Source organism: Halomonas sp. HMF6819 (assembly GCF_044335525.1).
In the GTDB taxonomy this organism is placed as follows: domain Bacteria; phylum Pseudomonadota; class Gammaproteobacteria; order Pseudomonadales; family Halomonadaceae; genus Vreelandella.
Map to the genome: position 1 here is coordinate 810,625 of NZ_JBIQVY010000002.1, position 19,699 is coordinate 830,323.

The window sequence follows — 19,699 nt, forward strand, 5'->3', positions numbered from 1 at the left end:
TCAGGTGCAAACGCCCGGCACTTATTCCAGCGCACCGATCAGGTGGCAGATTTTATCCAGCGTCTCGGTGTACTCGTCATTCGCTTGGGAGTCTGCCACCAGCCCGCCGCCGCCCCACACGTGCAGCATGCTCTGGTCCGCGACCATGGTGCGAATCGCGATCGAGGTATCCATATGGCCACGAACATCGACGTAGCCAAGGCTTCCGCAGTAGACGCTGCGCTGGCAGGGCTCGAGCTCGTCGATGATCTGCATGGCGCGAAACTTGGGCGCCCCGGTGATCGAGCCGCCGGGAAACGCCGCCGCCAAAAGCGATAGCGCCGACTGGTTCTCGGCAAGCGTGCCCTGTACCACGCTGACCAGATGGTGCACGTTGGGGTAGCTTTCGAGCGCGCAGAGTTTGGGCACGTGAATGCTGCCCGGCTGGCACACTCGCCCCAAGTCGTTGCGCAGAAGATCCACGATCATCACGTTCTCGGCCCGGTCCTTGACGCTTGCCAAAAGCGCCTCGGCCAGCGCCTGATCCGCTGCCGGCGTCTTGCCCCGTGCGCGGGTGCCCTTGATGGGCCGGGTTTCGACCTCGCCGCTTTCCACCTTGATGAAGCGCTCGGGTGAGAGCGACATGACGGCCTGATCATGCCAGGCCATGAAGGCGGAAAACGGCGTGGGCGTGGCGTGGCGAAGCCGCTGGTAGGCCTGCCAGGCGTCGCCTTCGAAAGGCGCGGACAGGCGCTGCGCCAGGTTGATCTGGTAGCAGTCGCCGGCGCGAATGTAGCGCTGAACCGCCTCGAAGCGCTCGACGTAGGCGCGCTGGTCGAGCTCTGCCTCGAACGCTCCGGTCAGCCGGAAGTCACGTGGTTCGGGCGCTGGCGCGTCGAGCCACGTGAGTACCGCGTCGCGTCGGGCGGACGAGGCGACCAGCCAGGCTTTGCCGGCGTGATGGTCGAGCGTGATGCACCAGTCGTAAAGCCCCAGCCGCGCCGCAGGAAGCGTCGTGGCGCTTTCGTGGCGGCTGTCGATGCCCTGCTGGGCAAGGCCGAACTCGTAGCTCCAGTAGCCCATCAGCCCGCCCAGAAAGGGAAGCTCGCTCTTTTCCACCGGGGTGGGGAGCTGTTCGAGCAGCCAGGCCTTGAGCGTGAAAGGGTCTTCCAGTAGCGCTTTAGGCGGTACGAGCGTGTCGGATTCGAGCTTTACGCCGCCCTCGGCGTCGATCTCGAGCGTGGCGATAGGGTCGCTGACCAGAATGTCGAAACGTCCGCTTTTGGCCACTGGGCGTCCGCTGTCGAGCAGTATCGCGCCTGGGCGGTGCTTGAGCCGGGCAAACAGCGCCAGCGGGTCCTGGGCGTAGGGAAGGGCGGTAGTGGTGATCGACGCGCTCATAACTCGTTGCCTTGCGGTTGGGCCGCTTATTCTAGTGAGCGCGCTCGCCGAGAGCCAGCCGCGCTTCGGCTTCTTTTCCACGCGCTACGCTCTTCATTTTTCATTTTTACCTGGCCCACATTGTAGACATTTCGATCCGGCGCTTTCAGCTTCTCCCACCAAAGTGCCATAAGAAGCGCTTGGAGCGCGGTTGACGCTCGCTGGGTCGCGGGCTAAAGTGCCGGTAACTCTCTTTATTGTCGACAATTAGCCATGACCGCTATTAGCAAAGTGCCAAAGCCGCGCGTTGACAGCGCCCCGGACTCCGATACGCCAGAGGTGCGCACCCTAGCCGAGCGGGTGTTTCACCAGTTGCAAAGTGCCATCGTGCGCGGCGAGCTGCCGCCGGGCAGCAAGATCACCGAGCCCGGACTCTCAAAAAGCTACGGCATCTCCCGCGGTCCGCTGAGAGAGGCGATGCGCCGGCTCGAAGCGCACCGACTGATCGAGCGTGTGCCCCACGTTGGCGCTCGGGTCGTCAAGCTCTCGATGAAAGAGCTTATCGAGCTGTTCGACGTGCGCGAGGCGCTCGAGAGCATGGCCGCCCGCTTGGCCGCCGAGCACATGGGCGCCGAAGAGATTCAGGGGCTGCGCGACGTGCTGGCGGTGCACGAGAGCCAGTCGGATCTGCAGCGCGGCGAGGCCTACTACCAGCGCGAAGGCGATTTGGATTTTCATTACCGCATCGTGCTGGGCAGCCATAACAAGATGCTGATGAACCTGCTCTGCGACGATCTTTACTATCTCGTGCGCCTCTACCGCACCCAGTTCAGCGCCAGCGGCGCTAGGCCCCAGCGCGCCTTCGTCGAGCACCACCGCATCGTCGACGCTATCGAAGCTGGCGACGCCGAGCTTGCGGAGCTTTTGATGCGCCGCCACGTCAGCGCCTCCCGCGAAAACGTCGCCGACCGCTACGCCGCGATGCTGGCCGACGGCCAGACCGATTCATAACGACGATTTTATAACAATTCTTTTCAAAACAACGCCGACAGGAGAGACCATGTCCACGCACGCATCTTCCTCGCTCACCCCGGGCGCCCGGTTTCGCCAAGCGCTGCAGGATCAGCGCCCGCTACCCATTCTTGGCACCATCAACGCCTATACCGCGCTGATGGCTGAGCGGGTGGGGCACAAGGCAATTTATCTCTCCGGCGGCGGGGTGGCCAACGCCTCCTTCGGACTGCCGGATCTGGGTATGACCACCATGAACGACGTGGTCGAGGATGCCCACCGCATCTGCGGGGCGACCGACCTGCCGCTGTTGGTGGACATCGATACCGGCTGGGGCGGGGCGTTCAACATCGCCCGCAGCGTAAGAGAGATGGAGCGCGCCGGCGTGGCTGCGGTGCACCTCGAGGACCAGGTGGCGCAAAAGCGCTGCGGGCACCGGCCGAACAAGGCGATCGTCTCCCAGAGTGAAATGGTCGATCGCATCAAGGCGGCGGCGGATGCCCGGCGTGACCCGGATTTCTACCTGATCGCGCGCACCGACGCCTTCCAGAAAGAGGGGCTGGATGCCGCCATCGAGCGCGCCAACGCCTGCATTGAGGCCGGTGCCGATGCCATCTTTGCCGAAGCCGTGCACACCCTCGACGACTACCGCGCGTTCTGCACCCGCGTTGACGCGCCGATTCTGGCCAACATCACCGAATTTGGCGCCACGCCCCTGTTCACTCAGGCGGAGCTTGGCGAGGCCGGCTGCGCCATGGTGCTCTACCCGCTGTCGGCGTTTCGCGCCATGAACGCCGCGGCGCTCAAGGTCTACCAGAGCATCCTCGACAACGGCCATCAGCGTGAGGTGGTCGACACCATGCAGACCCGCGACGAGCTCTACGATTTTCTCAACTACCACGACTTCGAGCAGAAGCTCGACGCGCTCTTCACCGAGCGAGAGAGCTGAACAAAACGACTCATAAAACGACGATACAAAAGCGCGCCCATATAAGCATTGATAGAAAGCACTTATAAAAACTTATTTGTAAAAAGCACTTATAAAAACTCCGAGGAGACACACCATGGCTGACAAACCGCTGGCAGGCGCCGGACTTCGTGGACAGAGCGCGGGCAGTACCGCCCTTTGCACCGTGGGCAAGACCGGCTCCGGGCTCACCTACCGCGGCTTCGATATCAAGGAGCTGGCCGAGAAAGCGAAATTCGAGGAGGTTGCGTACCTGCTCTTGAAGGGCAAGCTGCCCAACCAGGCCGAGCTCGATCACTACATCGACAAGCTCAAGGGCTTGCGCGGCCTGCCCGGACCGCTCAAGGCGGTGCTCGAAGAGATCCCCGCCGACGCCCACCCGATGGACGTGATGCGCACCGGCACCTCGATGCTCGGCAACCTGGAAACCGAGGAGAGCTTCGACGAGCAGCAGGACGTCGCCGACCGGCTGCTCGCCGTGCTGCCCTCGATCATCTGCTACTGGTACCGCTTCAGCCACGATGGCGTGCGCATCGATACCGAAACCGACGATATCTCCGTAGGCGGGCATTTTCTTAACATGCTGCGCGGCGAACCCGCCTCCGAGCTGCACGCCCGGGTGATGAATGTCTCGCTCATTCTCTATGCCGAGCACGAGTTCAACGCCTCGACCTTTACCGCCCGCGTCTGCGCCTCGACGCTTTCCGACATGCACTCCTGCGTGACCGGCGCGATCGGCTCGCTTCGAGGCCCGCTGCACGGTGGCGCCAACGAGGCAGCGATGGCGATGATCGAAGACTGGACATCCCCGGACGAGGCGGAGCGCGAAATGCTCGGCAAGCTCGAGCGCAAGGAGAAAATCATGGGCTTTGGCCACGCGATCTATCGTGAGGTCGACCCGCGCAACGAGATCATCAAGCAGTGGTCCAAAAAACTGAGTGAGGACGTTGGCGACACCACGCTTTTTGCTGTCTCCGAGCGCTGCGAAGAGGTGATGTGGCGCGAGAAGAAGCTCTTCTGCAACGCGGATTTCTTCCACGCCAGCGCCTACCACTTCATGGAGATTCCGACCAAGCTGTTTACGCCGATCTTCGTTATGTCGCGGCTGACCGGCTGGGCGGCGCACGTGTTCGAGCAGCGCGCCAACAACCGCATCATTCGCCCGAGCGCCGACTACACCGGCCCCGAGAAGAGCGAGTGGGTGCCGATCGAAGAGCGCGAATAGGAGGCCACCATGAACAGCGACTACCGCAAGACGCTGCCCGGCGCTCTAATGGGCGGTGAGCCGGTCGACTTCTTTGACGCCCGCCAGGCCGTTGAAGACATCGCCCCCGGCTCCTACGAAGCATTGCCCTACACCTCGCGGGTACTCGCCGAGCAGCTGGTGCGCCGCTGCGAGCCGGCGCTTTTGACCGACGCGCTTTCCCAGCTCATCGAGCGCCGGCGCGATCTCGACTTTCCCTGGTACCCGGCGCGGGTGGTGTGTCACGACATCCTGGGCCAGACCGCACTGGTCGATCTGGCCGGGCTTAGGGACGCTATCGCCGAGCGCGGCGGCGACCCGGCCCAGGTCAATCCGGTAGTGCCGACCCAGCTAATCGTCGACCACTCCCTGGCGGTCGAGCACAACGGCGACGACGACCAGGCGTTCGAGAAGAACCGCGCCGTCGAAGAGCGGCGTAACGACGACCGTTTTCACTTCATCAACTGGACCAAGCTGGCGTTCGAGAACGTCGATGTGATTCCGCCGGGCAATGGCATCATGCACCAGATCAATCTGGAGAAGATGTCACCGGTGGTGCAGTGTCGCCAAATCGATTCCGGTGCGAAGGTCGCCTTCCCGGATACCTGCGTGGGCACCGATAGCCACACGCCGATGGTGGACGCCCTCGGTGTGATCTCGGTGGGCGTGGGTGGGCTCGAGGCGGAGAGCGTAATGCTCGGGCGCGCCTCGATGATGCGCCTGCCGGATATCGTCGGCGTGGAGCTTTCGGGCAAACTCGGCGCCGGCGTCACCGGTACCGACATGGTGCTGGCGATCACCGAATTTTTGCGCAAGGAGCGCGTGGTCGGCGCCTATCTCGAGTTCTTTGGCGAAGGGGCGGACGCGCTCAGCGTCGGCGACCGGGCGACGATCTCCAACATGACGCCGGAGTATGGGGCGAGCGCGGCGATGTTCTACATCGACGATCAGACCATCGACTACCTCAAGCTCACCGGGCGCGACGACGAGCAGGTCGCGCTGGTAGAAACCTTCGCTAAAGAGACCGGCCTTTGGGCCAGTGATCTCAAAACCGCCGAGTACGAACGCACGCTGCGCTTCGATCTTTCGAGCGTGGCGCGCACCCTGGCCGGGCCGTCGAATCCGCACGCCCATTTGCCGACCTCGGAGCTCGCCAGCCGCGGCATCGCGGTCAACTATGAGGCTGCGCAACAGGATGAGCTCGACGGCCGGCTTCCCGACGGCGCAGTGATCATCGCCGCCATCACCAGCTGCACCAACACCTCCAATCCGCGCAACATGGTGGCAGCGGGGCTCATCGCTCGCAACGCCAACCGTCTAGGGCTTTTGCGCAAGCCCTGGGTGAAGTCGTCGCTGGCGCCGGGTTCGAAAACCGTGACGATGTACCTGGAAGACGCCGGGCTGATGAACGAGCTCGAAGCGCTCGGCTTTGGCGTGGTGGGCTACGCCTGCACCACCTGCAACGGTATGTCCGGCTCCCTGGACCCTGACATTCAGCAGGAGATCAAGGCGCGTGACCTTTACGCCACGGCGGTGCTCTCGGGTAACCGCAACTTCGACGGGCGCATCCACCCTTACGCCAAACAGGCGTTTCTCGCCTCGCCGCCGCTGGTGGTGGCTTACGCCATCGCCGGCACCATCCGCTTCGATATCGAGAAGGACGTGCTGGGTGTGGATGACCGTGGCCACCCGGTAACGCTCAAGGATATCTGGCCCGACGACAGCGAGATCGACGCCATCGTCAAGGCCTCGGTCAAGCCCGAGCAGTTTCGCCAGACCTACATCCCGATGTTCGATATCGACAATAGCCAGCGTACTCAGGTCGAGCCGCTCTACGATTGGCGCCCACAGAGCACCTACATTCGTCGCCCGCCTTACTGGGAGGGCAACATGGCGGCCGCCCGGGCGCTCAAGGGCATGCGGCCGCTGGCAATTTTGCCGGACAACATCACCACCGACCACCTGTCGCCCTCCAACGCCATTTTGCCGGACAGCGCGGCCGGCGAGTACCTTTTGAAAATGGGCCTGCCGGAGGAGGACTTCAACTCCTACGCCACCCACCGGGGCGATCACCTCACCGCTCAGCGGGCGACCTTCGCCAACCCCAAGCTCTACAACGAGATGGCGTTGGGCGACGACGGCCACGTGCGCCAGGGCTCGCTTGCGCGCTTGGAGCCAGAGGGCAAAGTGGTGCGCATGTGGGAGGCGATCGAAGCCTACATGGCGCGCAAGCAGCCGTTGATCATCATCGCCGGCAACGACTACGGCCAGGGCTCCTCTCGAGACTGGGCGGCCAAAGGCGTGGCGCTGGCCGGGGTGGAGGCGATCGTCGCCGAAGGCTTCGAGCGTATCCATCGTACCAACCTGGTGGGCATGGGCGTGATGCCGCTACAGTTCGAATTCGGCACCACGCGCAAGACCCTGGCGCTGGACGGCACCGAGGTGTTCGATGTGGAAGGCGAGACCGCGCCGGGCGCGAAGCTGACGCTTTTGATCCACCGCGCCGGCGGCGTCGAGCGCGTGCCGGTGATCTGCCGGCTCGATACCGCCGAGGAGGTCACCATCTACGCCGCCGGCGGCGTGCTTCAGCGCTTCGCCCAGGACTTTCTGGAGGCGACGCCGGCCTGACCTGGCATCGTTTGACACTCTTCACCCACGCCCGACCCTGCGCCGGGCGTTTCAGGAGCACGCCATGACCACCAGCCCCCAGGTCGAGATTCCCGCCACCTACATGCGCGGCGGCACCAGCAAGGGCGTATTCTTCACGCTCGACGCCCTGCCCGAGGCGGCAAGAGCGCCGGGTCCCGCTCGTGATCGCTTTCTGCTGCGCTTGATGGGAAGCCCCGACCCCTATGAAAAGCAGATCGACGGCATGGGCGGGGCGACGTCGAGCACCAGCAAGGTGGTGATTCTCTCAAAGAGCGCCGCAAAGGATCACGACGTCGACTATCTGTTCGGCCAGGTGTCCATCGACCGGCCCTTCGTCGACTGGAGCGGCAACTGCGGCAACCTGTCCGCCGCCGTTGGCCCGTTCGCGATACGCGCCGGGCTCATCGACCCGGCGCGCATTCCGGATGACGGCGTGGTCGAGGTGCGCATCTGGCAGGCGAATATCGAAAAGACGATCATCAGCTGGGTGCCGATGACCGGCGGCCGGGTGCAGGAAACCGGCGATTTCGAACTCGACGGCGTAACCTTTCCCGCCGCTGAGATTCCGGTGGCCTTCGTCGACCCCGCCGACGGCGAAGGGGCGATCTTCCCCACGGGAAACGTGGTAGACGCCCTCGAGGTGCCGGGCATCGGCACGCTCGAGGCGACGATGATCAACGCCGGTATCCCGACGGTGTTCGTCAACGCCCGGGACATCGGCTACACCGGCACGGAGCTTCAGGAGGCGATCAACGGCGACGCCCAGGCGCTTGCTCGGTTCGAGGCGATTCGCACCCATGCCTCGCTCAAAATGGGGCTGGCCGAGAGCCTCGAAGCGGCGGCGGGGCGCCTGCACACGCCGAAGGTAGCGTTCGTGGCGCCGCCGGCGGATTACACCGCATCAAGCGGGCGGGCCGTAGCGGCAAACGAGCTCGACCTGGTCGTACGGGCGCTATCGATGGGTAAGCTCCACCATGCCATGATGGGCACCGCAGCGGTGGCGATTGCCTCGGCGGCGGCGATCGAGGGCACGCTGGTGAACCTGGCCGCCGGCGGCGGCGAGCGCGAGGCGGTCACGTTTGGTCACCCGTCCGGTACGCTGCACGTGGGCGCCAAGGCGAGCCTGGTAGAGGGCTGCTGGCAGATCGACCGGGCGTTGATGAGCCGCAGCGCCCGGGTGTTGATGGAGGGCCGAGTGTTCGTCCCCAGCGATAGCCTGACAGCCGACTGACGAAGGAGGTCATCATGAGTTTTGAGAGCAACGAACGCCCTGATTACGACGAAGAGCTTCAGCGGCTGGCCGACTACGTGCTGACCTTTACGTCGCCGAGCGAGGAGGCGCTGTCCACCGCGCGGTACTGCCTGCTTGATACGCTCGGCTGCGGCCTGCTCGCGCTCGGCTTTCCCGCCTGCACCAAGCTGCTGGGGCCGCGGGTGCCGGGCACCGTGGTACCGTTTGGCGCCCGGGTGCCCGGTACCGCGCTACGGCTGGACCCGGTCAAGGCGGCCTGGGACATCGGCGCTTTGGTTCGCTGGCTCGACTACAACGATACCTGGCTGGCAGCGGAGTGGGGCCACCCATCGGATAACCTGGGGGCGATTCTCGCGGTGGCGGACCACCTTTCACAGCAGCGCGTGGCCCGGGGCGAGGTGCCGCTTTACATGCGCGACGTGCTGCACGCGATGGTCATGGCGCACGAAATTCAGGGCGTGCTGGCGCTCGAGAACAGCTTCAATCGGGTAGGGCTCGATCATGTGGTGCTGGTCAAGGTTGCCTCCACCGCGGTGGCAGCATACCTGCAGGGCGCGAGCCGCGACGAGCTTCTTGCGGCGCTCTCCCACGCCTTCGTGGATGGGCAGAGTTTGCGCACCTATCGCCACGCGCCTAACGCCGGTTCACGAAAGAGCTGGGCTGCCGGCGATGCGACCTCGCGCGGGGTCTTTCTGGCGGATGTTGCCCTGCGCGGCGAAATGGGTATCCCGAGCGCGCTGACCGCCCCGCAGTGGGGCTTTTACGATGTCTTATTCAGCCACGCCAATCGCGATTTGAGCCTGAAACCCGAGGCCGAGCGTCGGTTTCGTTTTCAGCGCGAGCTCGGCTCTTACGTCATGGAGCACGTGCTCTTCAAGGTGGCCTACCCGGCGGAGTTCCATGCCCAAACTGCCTGCGAGGCGGCGGTGGCGCTACACCCACAGGTCAAGGGCCGGCTGGAGGAGATCGAGCGCATCGAGCTGACGACTCACGAGGCGGCGATTCGTATCATTTCCAAGACCGGGCCCCTGGCCAATCCGGCCGACCGCGACCACTGCCTGCAGTACATGGTCGCGGTACCGCTGATGCAAGGAGCGCTTGCTGCCGAACACTACGAGGATGATTTTCACGCCGCGCATCCGATGATTGACGCGTTGCGCGCCAACATGGTGGTTAAGGAGGACCCGACGTTTTCTGCGGCGTATCTGGACCCCGAACGGCGCTCGATCGCCAACGCGGTACAGGTGTTTTTCACCGATGGTTCGCATACCGAGCGGGTAACGGTGGAGTATCCGCTTGGCCATCAGCGGCGCCGCCATGAGGCGGTGCCGCTGATGATGGAGAAGTTCGAGCGCCACCTAAAGACGCGCTTTCCCGCCAAACGCTGTCAGCGATTGCTGGCGGTTTGTAACGACCAGGCAGGTCTCGAGGCGTTGCCGGTGGATCGTTTTATGGATCTATGGGAGATGACGCCCTGACAGGATGCTCGTCAGGGCGGCGAGCGACGGTTCAGGAGTCGCTTTCGAAGGTGATCTGATCCTGCATGCCTTCGACCGTGGCGGGGCCGATGCCGCTGACACGCGTCAGGTCATCGGCGTTTTCGAAGTCGCCGTTGGCGCTGCGCTCCTCGATAATGGCCGCCGCGCGGCTGGGGCCGACGCCGGGCAGTTCGGCGAGCAGCTCCTCGTCGGCGGTGTTGACGTTGATCGGCGCCATGGATTGCGCCAGTGCCGCGCCGCTAACGCCGATGCCAAATACCGCCGCTGCCAGTAATCCCTTGATCATCCGCTTCATGGTAAGTCCCCTTGAAATATCGATGGATTCTTTGCCGTCCGCCCGGTCCCCGCCGGCACGGCTCCTGATCAACCTGGCAAGTCTTTTGTCACTCCGCCGTCATCTCAACGCGACGGCTTCTGTAAGCAGATGCCCAGGTTCGGTCCTGAGATCGCTTACACGAAAGCGCGGGGCAAGGCTGGTATAATGGCGCGGTTCAAACAAGGAGCGCGCCCGTGGCAACCGATTCTCCCCTCATCATCGCCCTCGATTACCCCTCGCTGGACCAGGCCCTATGCATGGCCGACCAGCTCGACCCGGCCCGCTGCCGGGTGAAAGTGGGTAAAGAGCTTTTCACCCGCAGCGGCCCGGCGGTGCTCGAGGCGCTTCACGGGCGCGGCTTCGAGATTTTTCTCGATCTCAAATTCCACGATATTCCCAACACCGTGGCCAGCGCCGTGCAGGCGGCGGCGGAGCAGGGCGTGTGGATGGTGAACGTGCATGCCAGTGGCGGCCGGGCGATGATGGAGACTGCGGCCGAGCGACTGCGCCAGAGCGGTTTGAAAACCCACCTGATCGCTGTGACCGTGCTGACCAGCATGAGCGGCGAGGCGCTTAATGATATCGGCGTGAACGGGGCGCTCGACGAGCAGGTGATGCGGCTGGCAAGGCTGACCCATGAAAGCGGTCTGGCCGGGGTGGTCTGCTCTGCTCAGGAGGCTTCGGCGGTCGAGAGCATCTGCGGCGAGGCGTTCTTGAAAGTGACGCCGGGCATTCGCCCGCGCTCTGCCGCCCTCGATGATCAGTCGCGCGTCATGACCCCGAGCGCGGCGTTAGCCGCGGGCAGTACCCATATGGTCATCGGGCGCCCGGTCACCCAGGCCGAGGAGCCCATGGCGGCGCTCAAGGCTATCGAGGCCGACATCGCTGGCGCTACTCGCCCTCGATCCCGGTAATCGGTTTGATCGTGCCCCAGCGTCGGCAGCTGGGGCACTGCCACACCAGATGATCGCTCGTGAAACCGCAGTGGCGACAGCGCTGGCGCGGCCGGCCCTCGAGCAGAGCGCCGGTGTGGTGTTTCAGCAGCAGCAGCCGGGTATCCGGCGAGGTCTTGCCGTTTAGCCGCTCGCTTTCCAGATACAAATCGATCAGGTAGTCGAGACCGCCCAGACTCGGCGCCTCGCGCAGCCACTCGCCGGTGCGCTCGATGGCGCTGTCGACGCCGTCACGGCGATGGACGAGTTCGCCCAGCGCCACGATCACGCTGGTGTAAGGCGCCTGACCCAGCAGCCGGTAAAGATGCGCCTCGAAGCCTGCCAGGTTTTCCAGGCGCTCGTAGGCGCGCTTTAAGGCAGTCAGCATGGTGGGTATATGCGCAATATCCTGATGGGGGATGCGCTCGAGCCAGTCGATCGCCCGCTGATAGTGGCCGTTTTCCATTTCGAGCTCGGCATAAAGCAGCGTTGCGCGCACGCAGTTCTCGTCCATCTGCAGCGCTTTTTTGAGATGTTTTCGAGCAAGTGCGCGGCTCGATTCGCCAATCTCCTCGACGGCAAGCTCGCACAGCCAGTGGGCGGCCGGGCAGCGCAGGGCGGGCTGCTGCTTGAGGATGGGGCCAACGGTCTCCAGTGCTTCCTGCCATTCGCGTTCACGGTCGAGCAGATCGAGCAGCAGGCGCTTGGCGCTCAGCCGGTAGGTGTCGTCGGTGGTGTGGTTGAGCAGCGTTTTCAAAAGCCGCTGGGCACGGTCGTGTACGCCGAGTGCGATGAAATCCTGGGCGAGTTCGAGCTGGATGTGATCGTTGGTCGCGACTGAAAGGGCGGGGCGGGCGAGCAGGTTCTGGTGAATGCTGACGGCCTTGTCCGCTTCGCCCCGGGCGCGAAAGAGCTTGCCCAGGGCAATGTGCGTCTCTACGGTGTCGCTATTGACGTCCAGCGCGTTGATGAAGGTGTTGATCGCCTCATCGGGCTGCTCGTTGAGCAAATAGTTGAGCCCGACAAAATACTCTTTCGACAGCGCCGGCGCTTTGGGTGCCGGTCGGGTGAGACGCTTGCCGGCGCGATGGCGTACGCCAAGCCCGAAGCCAATGGCCAGGGCAGCGAAAAGCACGCCGAGCAGCGCGACATCCTGCATTTAAGCCAGTTCCTTGAACTCCTGAGTGCGAAGGCGATCAAGCTCTTTTTGCTGGTGCTTGCTGTGTCGTTCGCTGCGCGCTAGGCGGGCTTTCAGTCGAATGTAGACACCCAGCATTGCCAGCATCCCCAGTATGACGCCGAGTGTCAGCGTGGCCAGAAGCCATACCGATAGCGAAATTGGGGGGAGTTCGGTCCAGATCAGATTCAGGGCAATCGCCTGCTGGTTGTTCACGGCAAACAGGATGCCGACCAGCAGCACCACGAGTAATACGATGGCTAGTAAAAGCCCTTTGATCCAGCGCATGAGAAGTTCCTGGTTTTAACGTGCAAGTTTTTACGTGCAGAGGGCTCTATTGTGTATGAGTCAGGGCGCGGCGTCATCCCCGACAATGCTCTCGGCCCGTCTCGAGTGGTTTGGCTTCAATACCCCAGCGCACGGCTAGCGTCGACCTGCTCGCGCAGCTCCTTGCCCGGTTTGAAGTGGGGGACGTACTTGCCCTCGAGATCCACCGGGTCGCCGGTTTTGGGGTTGCGGCCAACCCGCGGCTCGCGGTAGTGCAGCGAAAAGCTGCCAAAGCCACGAATTTCGACGCGGCCGCCGCTGGAGAGGGCGTCGGTCATGTCGTCGAGGATAATACGCACCGCCGTTTCGACTTCCCTGGCGGACAGCTCCGGTTGACGCATCGCGATTTGTTCGATTAATTCAGATTTGGTCATCGGTTGGCTCCCTGCAAACGTTAAAGGTCGTATGCGCTTACGGCCGCAATAACATCTACTTCAGCATACTGCGCATCGGGTGATAAAACAATTCGGGCAAAACAAGGTACTTTAGTTAAAACAAGGTTCTAGGTCGAATAACAGCATAGGCGAAGCCGGCCCCTGGCGCGACCCTTTGGCTCAGGTATACTGGCTTTCCATTCAAGACTTGATAGAGGTCCACGTTGAGCGATGACACTTCCCCGGAGGCCATCCTCCGTAAACGGCTTTATTGGCATTCGCGTCGCGGCATGTGGGAGCTGGATCTGCTGCTGATTCCTTTTCTCGAAAAGCGCTTCGATTCGCTTTCCAAAGAGGACCGGTTGGTTTATCAGCGTCTGATCGAGGAGGAGGACCAGGATCTCTTCGTTTGGCTGATGCACCGCGAGTGGCCCACCGACCCGGACCTGCGCCGGCTGGTACAGATGATCGTCGAGCATGCCGAAACCACCGATAACAGTGCCTATCGTACGCTCTAACTATCCGCTAGCGATCCATGCGCTGCTGGCATCGGGGCTTGCGGGCGTGGGGCTGACGTTCGCCCCGCCGCCTCTAGTGCTTGCCGTTTGGCTTTTACTGCTGGGAGCGGTCGCCTTGCACGCGCGCGCCCAGCCTGCGGGTGCGCTTTCGATTCAAGCGCTCGATGAGGTGCTTTATGCGCGCTGGATAAAAGCGTGCGGCGAGCCCAGTGAAGCCGTTTTGCTTCGCTGTCACTATCTCGGGCCCTGGCTTTTGGGGCTGGACGTGGGCGGCGCGCGACTCTGGCTCTGGTCGGATAGCGTGTCGGCCGGCGATCATCGTGCGCTTCGCCGGCTACTGCACCGCCCTGGTCGTTAGCCCGGCTGACGGACAGGCCGATGACAAGAGATCAGGGTTATGAAAGTCGGGGGAGGTTTTGCGCAAACAGGTCAGACGATCATGAGGTGATACGTAAAGCAAGGCTTCGAGATCGTTCAATAGCGGGAGATAATGGATGGTGCCCGGAGCCGGACTTGAACCGGCACGGGGTTACCCCCGAGAGATTTTAAGTCTCTTGCGTCTACCGATTTCGCCATCCGGGCGTATAGCAGCAGGCGATGGAGGGCATCTGGTCGCTGCTATCGAAAATATGGAGGCTGGAGTCGGAATCGAACCGGCGTACACGGAGTTGCAGTCCGCTGCATAACCACTCTGCCATCCAGCCTTACAAGTCGTTGGAGCGGGAAAAGAGATTTGATCGGACTGGCGCACCAGCTCTCGACTTTTCTTGATCCTGCTACCTACGCTTAGAGTCAAAATGGAGCGGGAAAAGAGATTCGAACTCTCGACCCTCGCCTTGGCAAGGCGATGCTCTACCACTGAGCTATTCCCGCTCGACTCGAGGGCGAATTATACGCACTAACGCGGGCTTGTCAATCGCTGAAATGATCAATGCGACCAATAAGATATCGCGCGTTCAGCAAACGCTTACATCGAGCGGCTCAGGTGCGGCCAGGCCGCCCGCAGGTACTGAAACATCGACCACAGCGTGAGCACCGCCGCCACGTACAAAATGGCAATGCCGACCATTGCCAGCGCGTGGCCGGAGGGGAAGGCGAGCAGCACCAGCAGAGCCACCATCTGCAGCGTGGTCTTGAGCTTGCCTATCCAGGAGACCGCGACCATGCCGCGCTTGCCCATTTCCGCCATCCACTCGCGCAGCGCCGAGATCACGATCTCACGCCCGATGATGACCAGTGCCGGCAGCGTCAAAAGCGCGGTGTCGAAGCGCTCGATCAAAAGCGCCAGCGCCACCGCGACCATCAGCTTATCCGCCACCGGATCCAGAAAGGCGCCAAAGGGCGTCGACTGATTCCACCGCCGCGCCAGATAGCCGTCGAGCCAATCGGTGATCGAGGCGAGCGCAAACAGACCCGCCGCTAGCGGCATGCTCCAGCTGTAAGGCAGGTAGAAGAGCACGACCATAAGGGGAATGAAAACGATTCTTGCCAGAGTCAATATGTTGGGTATGTTCATCGCAGGGCGCGATCCTTGCCGGAGAATCAGAAAATCAAACGTATGTAGGGCTATTCTATCCGCCTTGGGGCGCGGCATCCATGCCGCAAAGACCTTTATCCGTTGAGCGCCTGGTATATCGACGCGGCCATGGTCGCGCTGATGCCTGGCACGCGAGCAAGCTCGTCTTGACTTGCCTTCTGTACACCTTGAAGCCCGCCGAAAAAGCGTAGCAGTTCGCGCCGGCGCTTGGGCCCAACGCCTGGAATGTCCTGCAGGGTCGAGGTGCGCCGCGCCTTGTCGCGCTGGGCGCGGTGGCCGGCAATGGCAAAGCGGTGCGACTCGTCGCGAATGTGCTGAATCAGGTGCAGCCCTGGTGAGGCCGGGTCCATCGGCATCGGGTTGTCGCTGCTTTCCAGAAACAGCGTTTCGAGTCCTGCCTTGCGCGTGGTGCCCTTGGCAACGCCCAACAGCGTGATGCCTTCGACGCCGAGCTCCTGGATCACTCCGCGCGCCATGTTGAGCTGGCCCTTGCCGCCATCGACGATCAGGATGTCCGGCGCGATCGCTTCGCCGCTTTTAACCCGCTTCAAACGCCTTGTCAGCGCCTGCTGCATGGCGGCATAGTCGTCGCCGGCGGCCACGCCTTCGATGCGAAAGTGGCGGTAGTCGCTTTTACGCGGGCCCTGCTGGTCGAACACCACACACGACGCCACGGTCGCCTCGCCCTGGCTATGGCTGATGTCGAAACACTCCAACCGCGCTGGCGTATTCTCGAGCCCCATCGCCTTTTGCAGCGACTCGAAGCGGGCCATGAGCTGGGTCTTGTTGGCCAATTGCGAGGCGAGCTGCTGCTCGGCGTTGGTCATGGCGAGTTTTTGCCACTGGGCGCGGTGGCCGCGCACCTGGTGGGCCACGCGTACCTTCTTGCCGGCCTGCTCGCTGAGCGCATCGGCGATCAGTTGGCTGTCGTCTAAAGCGTGGCTGGTGATCACCTCGGCGGGTACGTTGTGGGGCTGGCCGAAGTAGTACTGGCTGACCACATCGGTCAACAGCATCTCATCAGAGAGCTCGAGATCGTTTTTCGGCGTATGGTGACGCGCGCCGAGCAGCCTTCCATCGCGGATACTCATGATGGAAACGCCCTGAGCGCCGGGGCGGTGGGCAAGGGCGAAGATGTCCGCGTCGCCGCTTTCGTTGTCGACGAACTGGCGCTGCTGAAGCTGCCTGAGCTTCGAAATCTGGTCGCGAAGCCGCCCGGCCTCCTCGAAGTCGAGCGCCTGGCTCGCCGTTTCCATATCGCGGCCAAGCGCCTCGGTGACGCTGTCGCTTTTACCCTCCAGGCACATCACTGCGTGCTCGACGTCGCGCTGATACTCCTCTTGTGAGATATAGCCCACGCAGGGCGCGCTGCAGCGGTCGATCTGGTACTGAAGGCAGGGCCGGCTGCGGTGGGCGAAAACGCTGTCCTCGCAGTTGCGGATGCGAAAGATTTTTTGCATCAGCGTCAGGCTCTCTTTCACTGCGCCGCTGCTAGGGTAGGGGCCTAAATAGCGGCCGTCGCCGCGGCGCTGGCGAGCGCGCTTGTACTCAAGCGCAGGATAAGCGTGGCGGTCGGTGACGAACACGAACGGGTAGGATTTGTCGTCGCGCAGCAGGATATTGTAGGGCGGGCGCAGCTCCTTGATCAGCGTTTGCTCGAGCAGCAGCGCCTCGGTTTCGGTACGCGTGACGGTGACCTGAACGTCGGCAATCCGCGCCACCATCGCCTGGGTCTTGGCGTTGAGCTGGCCGCGAAAGTAGCTCGCCAGGCGCGCCTTGAGCCTTTTCGCCTTACCGACGTAGAGCGTGTTTTGCTGATCGTCGAGCATGCGGTAAACGCCGGGGGAGGTGCTTACCGAGCTCAAAAATTGCTTGGCATCGAAAGTCATGGAACCTGGATCTGCGTGAGCGAGCAGTGGATGTTAGGCCTAACCCTCGCGCGCGTCAAAGCCCTCGACCAGCCCGTGGCGAAGCGCCAGATGGGTCAGCTCCACGTCGCTGGTCACCGCCAGCTTGTCGAACAGACGATAGCGGTAGGTGTTCACCGTTTTAGGGCTCAAATGCAGTCGTTCGGAGATGTCCTGGACCCGCTGACAGTTGACGATCATCAGCGCGATTTGAAGCTCGCGCGGCGAGAGCTGGCGAAATGGGCTGCGCTCTTCGGTGAAGTGGGCAAGCGCCAGCCGCTGGGCGATCTCCTGGCTTACGTAGCGTCCGCCGCTGTGGACCTGGCGGATCGCTTTGGTCATCTCCTGGGTGTTGGCGCTCTTGCTCAAAAAGCCTGAGGCGCCAGCTTCCAGCATGCGCCTTAAAATGCTGTCTTCCATGTAGGCCGTTAGAATCAGCACGCGCACGTTTTTCATGCTTCGACAGATGCGCCGGGTCGCTTCCAACCCGCCGATGCCGGGCATTCGGATATCCATCAACACCAGATCCGGCTTGACCTGACGACAAAGCGTGACCGCGTTTTCGCCGTCGACGGCTTCGCCTGCAATCGTGATATCGCGCTCCTCGTTCAAAAGGTGCGCGATACTGCTTCTTACCAGATGGTGGTCGTCGGCGATGAGAACGTTAATCACGTGGTCGCTCCTGCATACATGCACTCACACGTTGTGTTATTCGACGTTTTTTCTGCCGTCGGTGGCCTGGGGCTCGGTCCTAGGGTTCGAGCCTAGGGTGCCATAGCTTTTGCCAAAGGAGAATTAGTAAATATAAAACCCGCGCAAGCCTTGACTGAAAGCAATTTATTGCTTAGTATTCGCCGCGCACTCGGCAAAAAAACGCCGGTTGTTCTGGGGCCTTAGCTCAGCTGGGAGAGCGCAACACTGGCAGTGTTGAGGTCAGCGGTTCGATCCCGCTAGGCTCCACCAGATTTAAAAGCCCCGCTCGTCGAGCGGGGCTTTTTCGTGTGCGCTACTTAAGCCCAGGGTTAAAGGCTCAGGGCTTCAAGCAGCGTCCGGCACGGTGACCGGACGCACCAAAACCTAGCCGATGCGGCCCAGCAGCAAAAACTCCATCAGCGCTTTTTGCGCGTGAAGCCGGTTGCCGGCCTCTTGCCAAACCACTGCACGAGGGTCGTCGAGCAGCGTCTCGCTGATCTCTTCGCCGCGGTGAGCGGGCAGGCAGTGCAAGAAGAGTACGTCATTGGCGGCGGCGTCCAGCATCGCCTCGGTGACCTGGAAGCCGGCGAAGTCGGCTTCGCGTTTGGCCTGCTCCTCTTCCTGGCCCATGGAGGCCCATACATCGGTGGTGATCAAATCGACGCCACGGGTCGCCTCGACCGGGTCGTGGAACAGCGTCACGCGATCGCCTGCGGCTTCGAGGATGTCGGCGCGCGGCTCGTAGCCTTTCGGGCAGCAAACGTGCAGGTTGAAGCCGAACTGGCGCGCGGCGTTGATCCAGGAGTGGCACATGTTGTTGCCATCGCCTACCCATACCGCCGTGCGGCCTTCGACGCTACCTCGGTGCTCTTTCCAGGTCATTACATCGGCGAGCAGCTGGCAGGGGTGGTAATCGTCGCTCAGAGCGTTGATGACCGGCACCGAGCTTGCGCCAGCGAAGGTTTCGATACCTTCGTGGGAGAAAGTACGAATCATCACCGCGTCGACCATTTCCGAGAGCACTCGCGCGGTGTCCTCGATCGGCTCGCCGCGACCAAGCTGGCTATCGCGAGGCGAGAGGAACAGCGCGTGGCCACCGAACTGGGTCATGCCGGTCTCGAACGAGACGCGCGTACGGGTCGAGGATTTTTCGAAAATCATCGCCAGCGTCCGGTTCTTGAACGGCGTGTAAACCGGGCCTTCGGCCTTGAGCTCGGTCTTGATGGTGATGGCGCGGTCGATCAGGTAGTCGAGCTCGTCCGGGCTCAGATCCAGCAGGGTCAGAAAATGGCGGGTCGCCATGATAACGTCTCTCCGGGTAAATACCCCATCCTAGCGACGGCGCGGGGGATGCGCAACGCCACCTGCATGCGTAGAATAGGGCGCTTGATAAAGCCGAGCAGTTTACTCAGGTACCGCTTTATGGCGGTACTCTTTAAAGACGTGACGAGTTGCGTACACTAGATGAACGCGCCACCGATCGAAGGAGCACTCCATGAGCACAACGGTTGAGAACATCCAGCGCCAAATCAGCGAAAACCCGATTCTGATCTACATGAAGGGCACGCCCCAACTGCCCCAGTGCGGCTTTTCCGCCCAAACCGTTCAGGCGCTGATGAGCTGCGGCGAGCGTTTCGCGTTCGTTAACGTGCTGGACAACCCGGATATCCGCAGCGAACTGCCCAAGGTCGCCAACTGGCCGACGTTCCCGCAGCTGTGGGTCGAAGGCGAGCTGGTCGGCGGCTGCGATATCGTGATGGAAATGCATCAAAGCGGTGAGCTCGAGAAGCTGATCAAGGAAGCCGGCCAGCGCGCCAGCGCATCTGAAGGCAGCGACGCGCCGAGCGAGTAACCCGCACACCGGCCCGCGGTTGGCGGGCTCCCTCCCAGCCGCTAGAATGGCCGCTCGCCATTCGACAGATCGTTTGAAGTGGCCTC

19 protein-coding genes and 4 tRNA genes are annotated in these 19,699 nt (G+C 62.5%); 11 read left to right on the forward strand and 12 right to left on the reverse strand.

What is annotated here, in order from left to right:
• Positions 1 to 21 precede the first annotated feature (21 nt).
• Positions 22 to 1,380, reverse strand: coding sequence for an aminodeoxychorismate synthase component I (pabB, locus tag ACGLWX_RS09815; RefSeq protein ID WP_396239345.1), 1,359 nt, complete (start codon positions 1,378 to 1,380; stop codon positions 22 to 24).
• A gap of 252 nt (positions 1,381 to 1,632) precedes the next feature.
• Here pabB and ACGLWX_RS09820 point away from each other — a divergent pair, with 252 nt between their 5' ends.
• From ACGLWX_RS09820 to ACGLWX_RS09845, 6 genes are all read left to right on the forward strand, one after another.
• Positions 1,633 to 2,370, forward strand: coding sequence for a GntR family transcriptional regulator (locus tag ACGLWX_RS09820; RefSeq protein WP_396239347.1), 738 nt, complete (start codon positions 1,633 to 1,635; stop codon positions 2,368 to 2,370).
• 49 nt (positions 2,371 to 2,419) lie between these two features.
• Entirely contained in the window at positions 2,420 to 3,319 is a 900-nt protein-coding gene (prpB, locus tag ACGLWX_RS09825) for a methylisocitrate lyase (RefSeq protein ID WP_396239349.1), read from the forward strand.
• A 115-nt stretch (positions 3,320 to 3,434) separates the two neighbouring features.
• Positions 3,435 to 4,562, forward strand: a complete 1,128-nt coding sequence (gene prpC, locus ACGLWX_RS09830; protein WP_396239351.1) for a 2-methylcitrate synthase — start codon at positions 3,435 to 3,437, stop codon at positions 4,560 to 4,562.
• 9 nt (positions 4,563 to 4,571) lie between these two features.
• Positions 4,572 to 7,208 carry a Fe/S-dependent 2-methylisocitrate dehydratase AcnD gene (gene acnD, locus ACGLWX_RS09835; protein WP_396239353.1) on the forward strand — a complete coding sequence of 879 codons (2,637 nt, stop codon included), beginning with the start codon at positions 4,572 to 4,574 and terminating at the stop codon, positions 7,206 to 7,208.
• A gap of 64 nt (positions 7,209 to 7,272) precedes the next feature.
• Positions 7,273 to 8,460, forward strand: a complete 1,188-nt coding sequence (gene prpF, locus ACGLWX_RS09840; RefSeq protein ID WP_396239355.1) for a 2-methylaconitate cis-trans isomerase PrpF — start codon at positions 7,273 to 7,275, stop codon at positions 8,458 to 8,460.
• 14 nt (positions 8,461 to 8,474) lie between these two features.
• Positions 8,475 to 9,959: a bifunctional 2-methylcitrate dehydratase/aconitate hydratase gene (locus ACGLWX_RS09845; protein WP_396239357.1), complete on the forward strand. Its 1,485-nt coding sequence runs from the start codon at positions 8,475 to 8,477 to the stop codon at positions 9,957 to 9,959.
• A gap of 31 nt (positions 9,960 to 9,990) precedes the next feature.
• Here ACGLWX_RS09845 and ACGLWX_RS09850 read toward each other — a convergent pair whose 3' ends face one another.
• Entirely contained in the window at positions 9,991 to 10,275 is a 285-nt protein-coding gene (locus ACGLWX_RS09850; RefSeq protein WP_396239359.1) for a ComEA family DNA-binding protein, read from the reverse strand.
• A gap of 215 nt (positions 10,276 to 10,490) precedes the next feature.
• Between ACGLWX_RS09850 and pyrF the strand changes: the two genes are divergently transcribed.
• A complete protein-coding gene (gene pyrF / locus ACGLWX_RS09855; protein ID WP_252109019.1) occupies positions 10,491 to 11,210 on the forward strand; it encodes an orotidine-5'-phosphate decarboxylase in 720 nt (239 codons plus the stop codon).
• Here the strand turns inward: pyrF and lapB are convergent.
• The 3 genes from lapB to ACGLWX_RS09870 form a co-directional block, all read right to left on the reverse strand.
• Positions 11,188 to 12,387, reverse strand: coding sequence for a lipopolysaccharide assembly protein LapB (gene lapB / locus ACGLWX_RS09860; RefSeq protein WP_396239361.1), 1,200 nt, complete (start codon positions 12,385 to 12,387; stop codon positions 11,188 to 11,190). The two genes, pyrF and lapB, sit on opposite strands and share 23 nt — an antisense overlap.
• Complete coding sequence (locus tag ACGLWX_RS09865; RefSeq protein ID WP_396239363.1) at positions 12,388 to 12,693, reverse strand: lipopolysaccharide assembly protein LapA domain-containing protein; 306 nt, start codon at positions 12,691 to 12,693, stop codon at positions 12,388 to 12,390.
• 116 nt (positions 12,694 to 12,809) lie between these two features.
• Entirely contained in the window at positions 12,810 to 13,106 is a 297-nt protein-coding gene (locus ACGLWX_RS09870) for an integration host factor subunit beta (RefSeq protein WP_252109016.1), read from the reverse strand.
• A 224-nt stretch (positions 13,107 to 13,330) separates the two neighbouring features.
• On the opposite strand from ACGLWX_RS09870, the gene ACGLWX_RS09875 reads away from it, so the two are divergent.
• Both ACGLWX_RS09875 and ACGLWX_RS09880 read left to right on the forward strand, forming a co-directional pair.
• Positions 13,331 to 13,624, forward strand: coding sequence for a succinate dehydrogenase assembly factor 2 (locus ACGLWX_RS09875; protein ID WP_252109015.1), 294 nt, complete (start codon positions 13,331 to 13,333; stop codon positions 13,622 to 13,624).
• Positions 13,605 to 13,982 (forward strand): hypothetical protein, encoded by a 378-nt coding sequence (locus ACGLWX_RS09880; RefSeq protein ID WP_396239365.1) that lies wholly within the window; start codon positions 13,605 to 13,607, stop codon positions 13,980 to 13,982. Before ACGLWX_RS09875 ends, ACGLWX_RS09880 begins: the two co-directional genes overlap by 20 nt.
• A gap of 137 nt (positions 13,983 to 14,119) precedes the next feature.
• Here ACGLWX_RS09880 and ACGLWX_RS09885 read toward each other — a convergent pair.
• The 6 genes from ACGLWX_RS09885 to uvrY form a co-directional block, all read right to left on the reverse strand.
• Positions 14,120 to 14,206, reverse strand: a tRNA-Leu gene (locus ACGLWX_RS09885).
• A 48-nt stretch (positions 14,207 to 14,254) separates the two neighbouring features.
• Positions 14,255 to 14,328: transfer RNA gene (locus ACGLWX_RS09890), tRNA-Cys, on the reverse strand.
• A 94-nt stretch (positions 14,329 to 14,422) separates the two neighbouring features.
• Positions 14,423 to 14,497, reverse strand: a tRNA-Gly gene (locus tag ACGLWX_RS09895).
• A 94-nt stretch (positions 14,498 to 14,591) separates the two neighbouring features.
• Positions 14,592 to 15,140, reverse strand: coding sequence for a CDP-diacylglycerol--glycerol-3-phosphate 3-phosphatidyltransferase (pgsA, locus tag ACGLWX_RS09900; protein WP_252108937.1), 549 nt, complete (start codon positions 15,138 to 15,140; stop codon positions 14,592 to 14,594).
• Positions 15,141 to 15,235: 95 nt separating this feature from the next.
• Positions 15,236 to 17,050 (reverse strand): excinuclease ABC subunit UvrC, encoded by a 1,815-nt coding sequence (gene uvrC, locus ACGLWX_RS09905; RefSeq protein WP_396239367.1) that lies wholly within the window; start codon positions 17,048 to 17,050, stop codon positions 15,236 to 15,238.
• Between the two features lie 39 nt (positions 17,051 to 17,089).
• A complete protein-coding gene (gene uvrY, locus ACGLWX_RS09910; RefSeq protein ID WP_396239369.1) occupies positions 17,090 to 17,740 on the reverse strand; it encodes a UvrY/SirA/GacA family response regulator transcription factor in 651 nt (216 codons plus the stop codon).
• A gap of 215 nt (positions 17,741 to 17,955) precedes the next feature.
• Here uvrY and ACGLWX_RS09915 point away from each other — a divergent pair.
• Positions 17,956 to 18,031, forward strand: a tRNA-Ala gene (locus tag ACGLWX_RS09915).
• A 114-nt stretch (positions 18,032 to 18,145) separates the two neighbouring features.
• Here ACGLWX_RS09915 and argF read toward each other — a convergent pair.
• The gene (argF, locus tag ACGLWX_RS09920) at positions 18,146 to 19,063 is read right to left on the reverse strand and encodes an ornithine carbamoyltransferase (RefSeq protein WP_396239371.1); all 918 of its coding nucleotides are present in this window, start codon (positions 19,061 to 19,063) and stop codon (positions 18,146 to 18,148) included.
• Positions 19,064 to 19,256: 193 nt separating this feature from the next.
• Here argF and grxD point away from each other — a divergent pair, with 193 nt between their 5' ends.
• Positions 19,257 to 19,613, forward strand: a complete 357-nt coding sequence (gene grxD / locus ACGLWX_RS09925; RefSeq protein WP_252108933.1) for a Grx4 family monothiol glutaredoxin — start codon at positions 19,257 to 19,259, stop codon at positions 19,611 to 19,613.
• Positions 19,614 to 19,699: the final 86 nt, after the last annotated feature.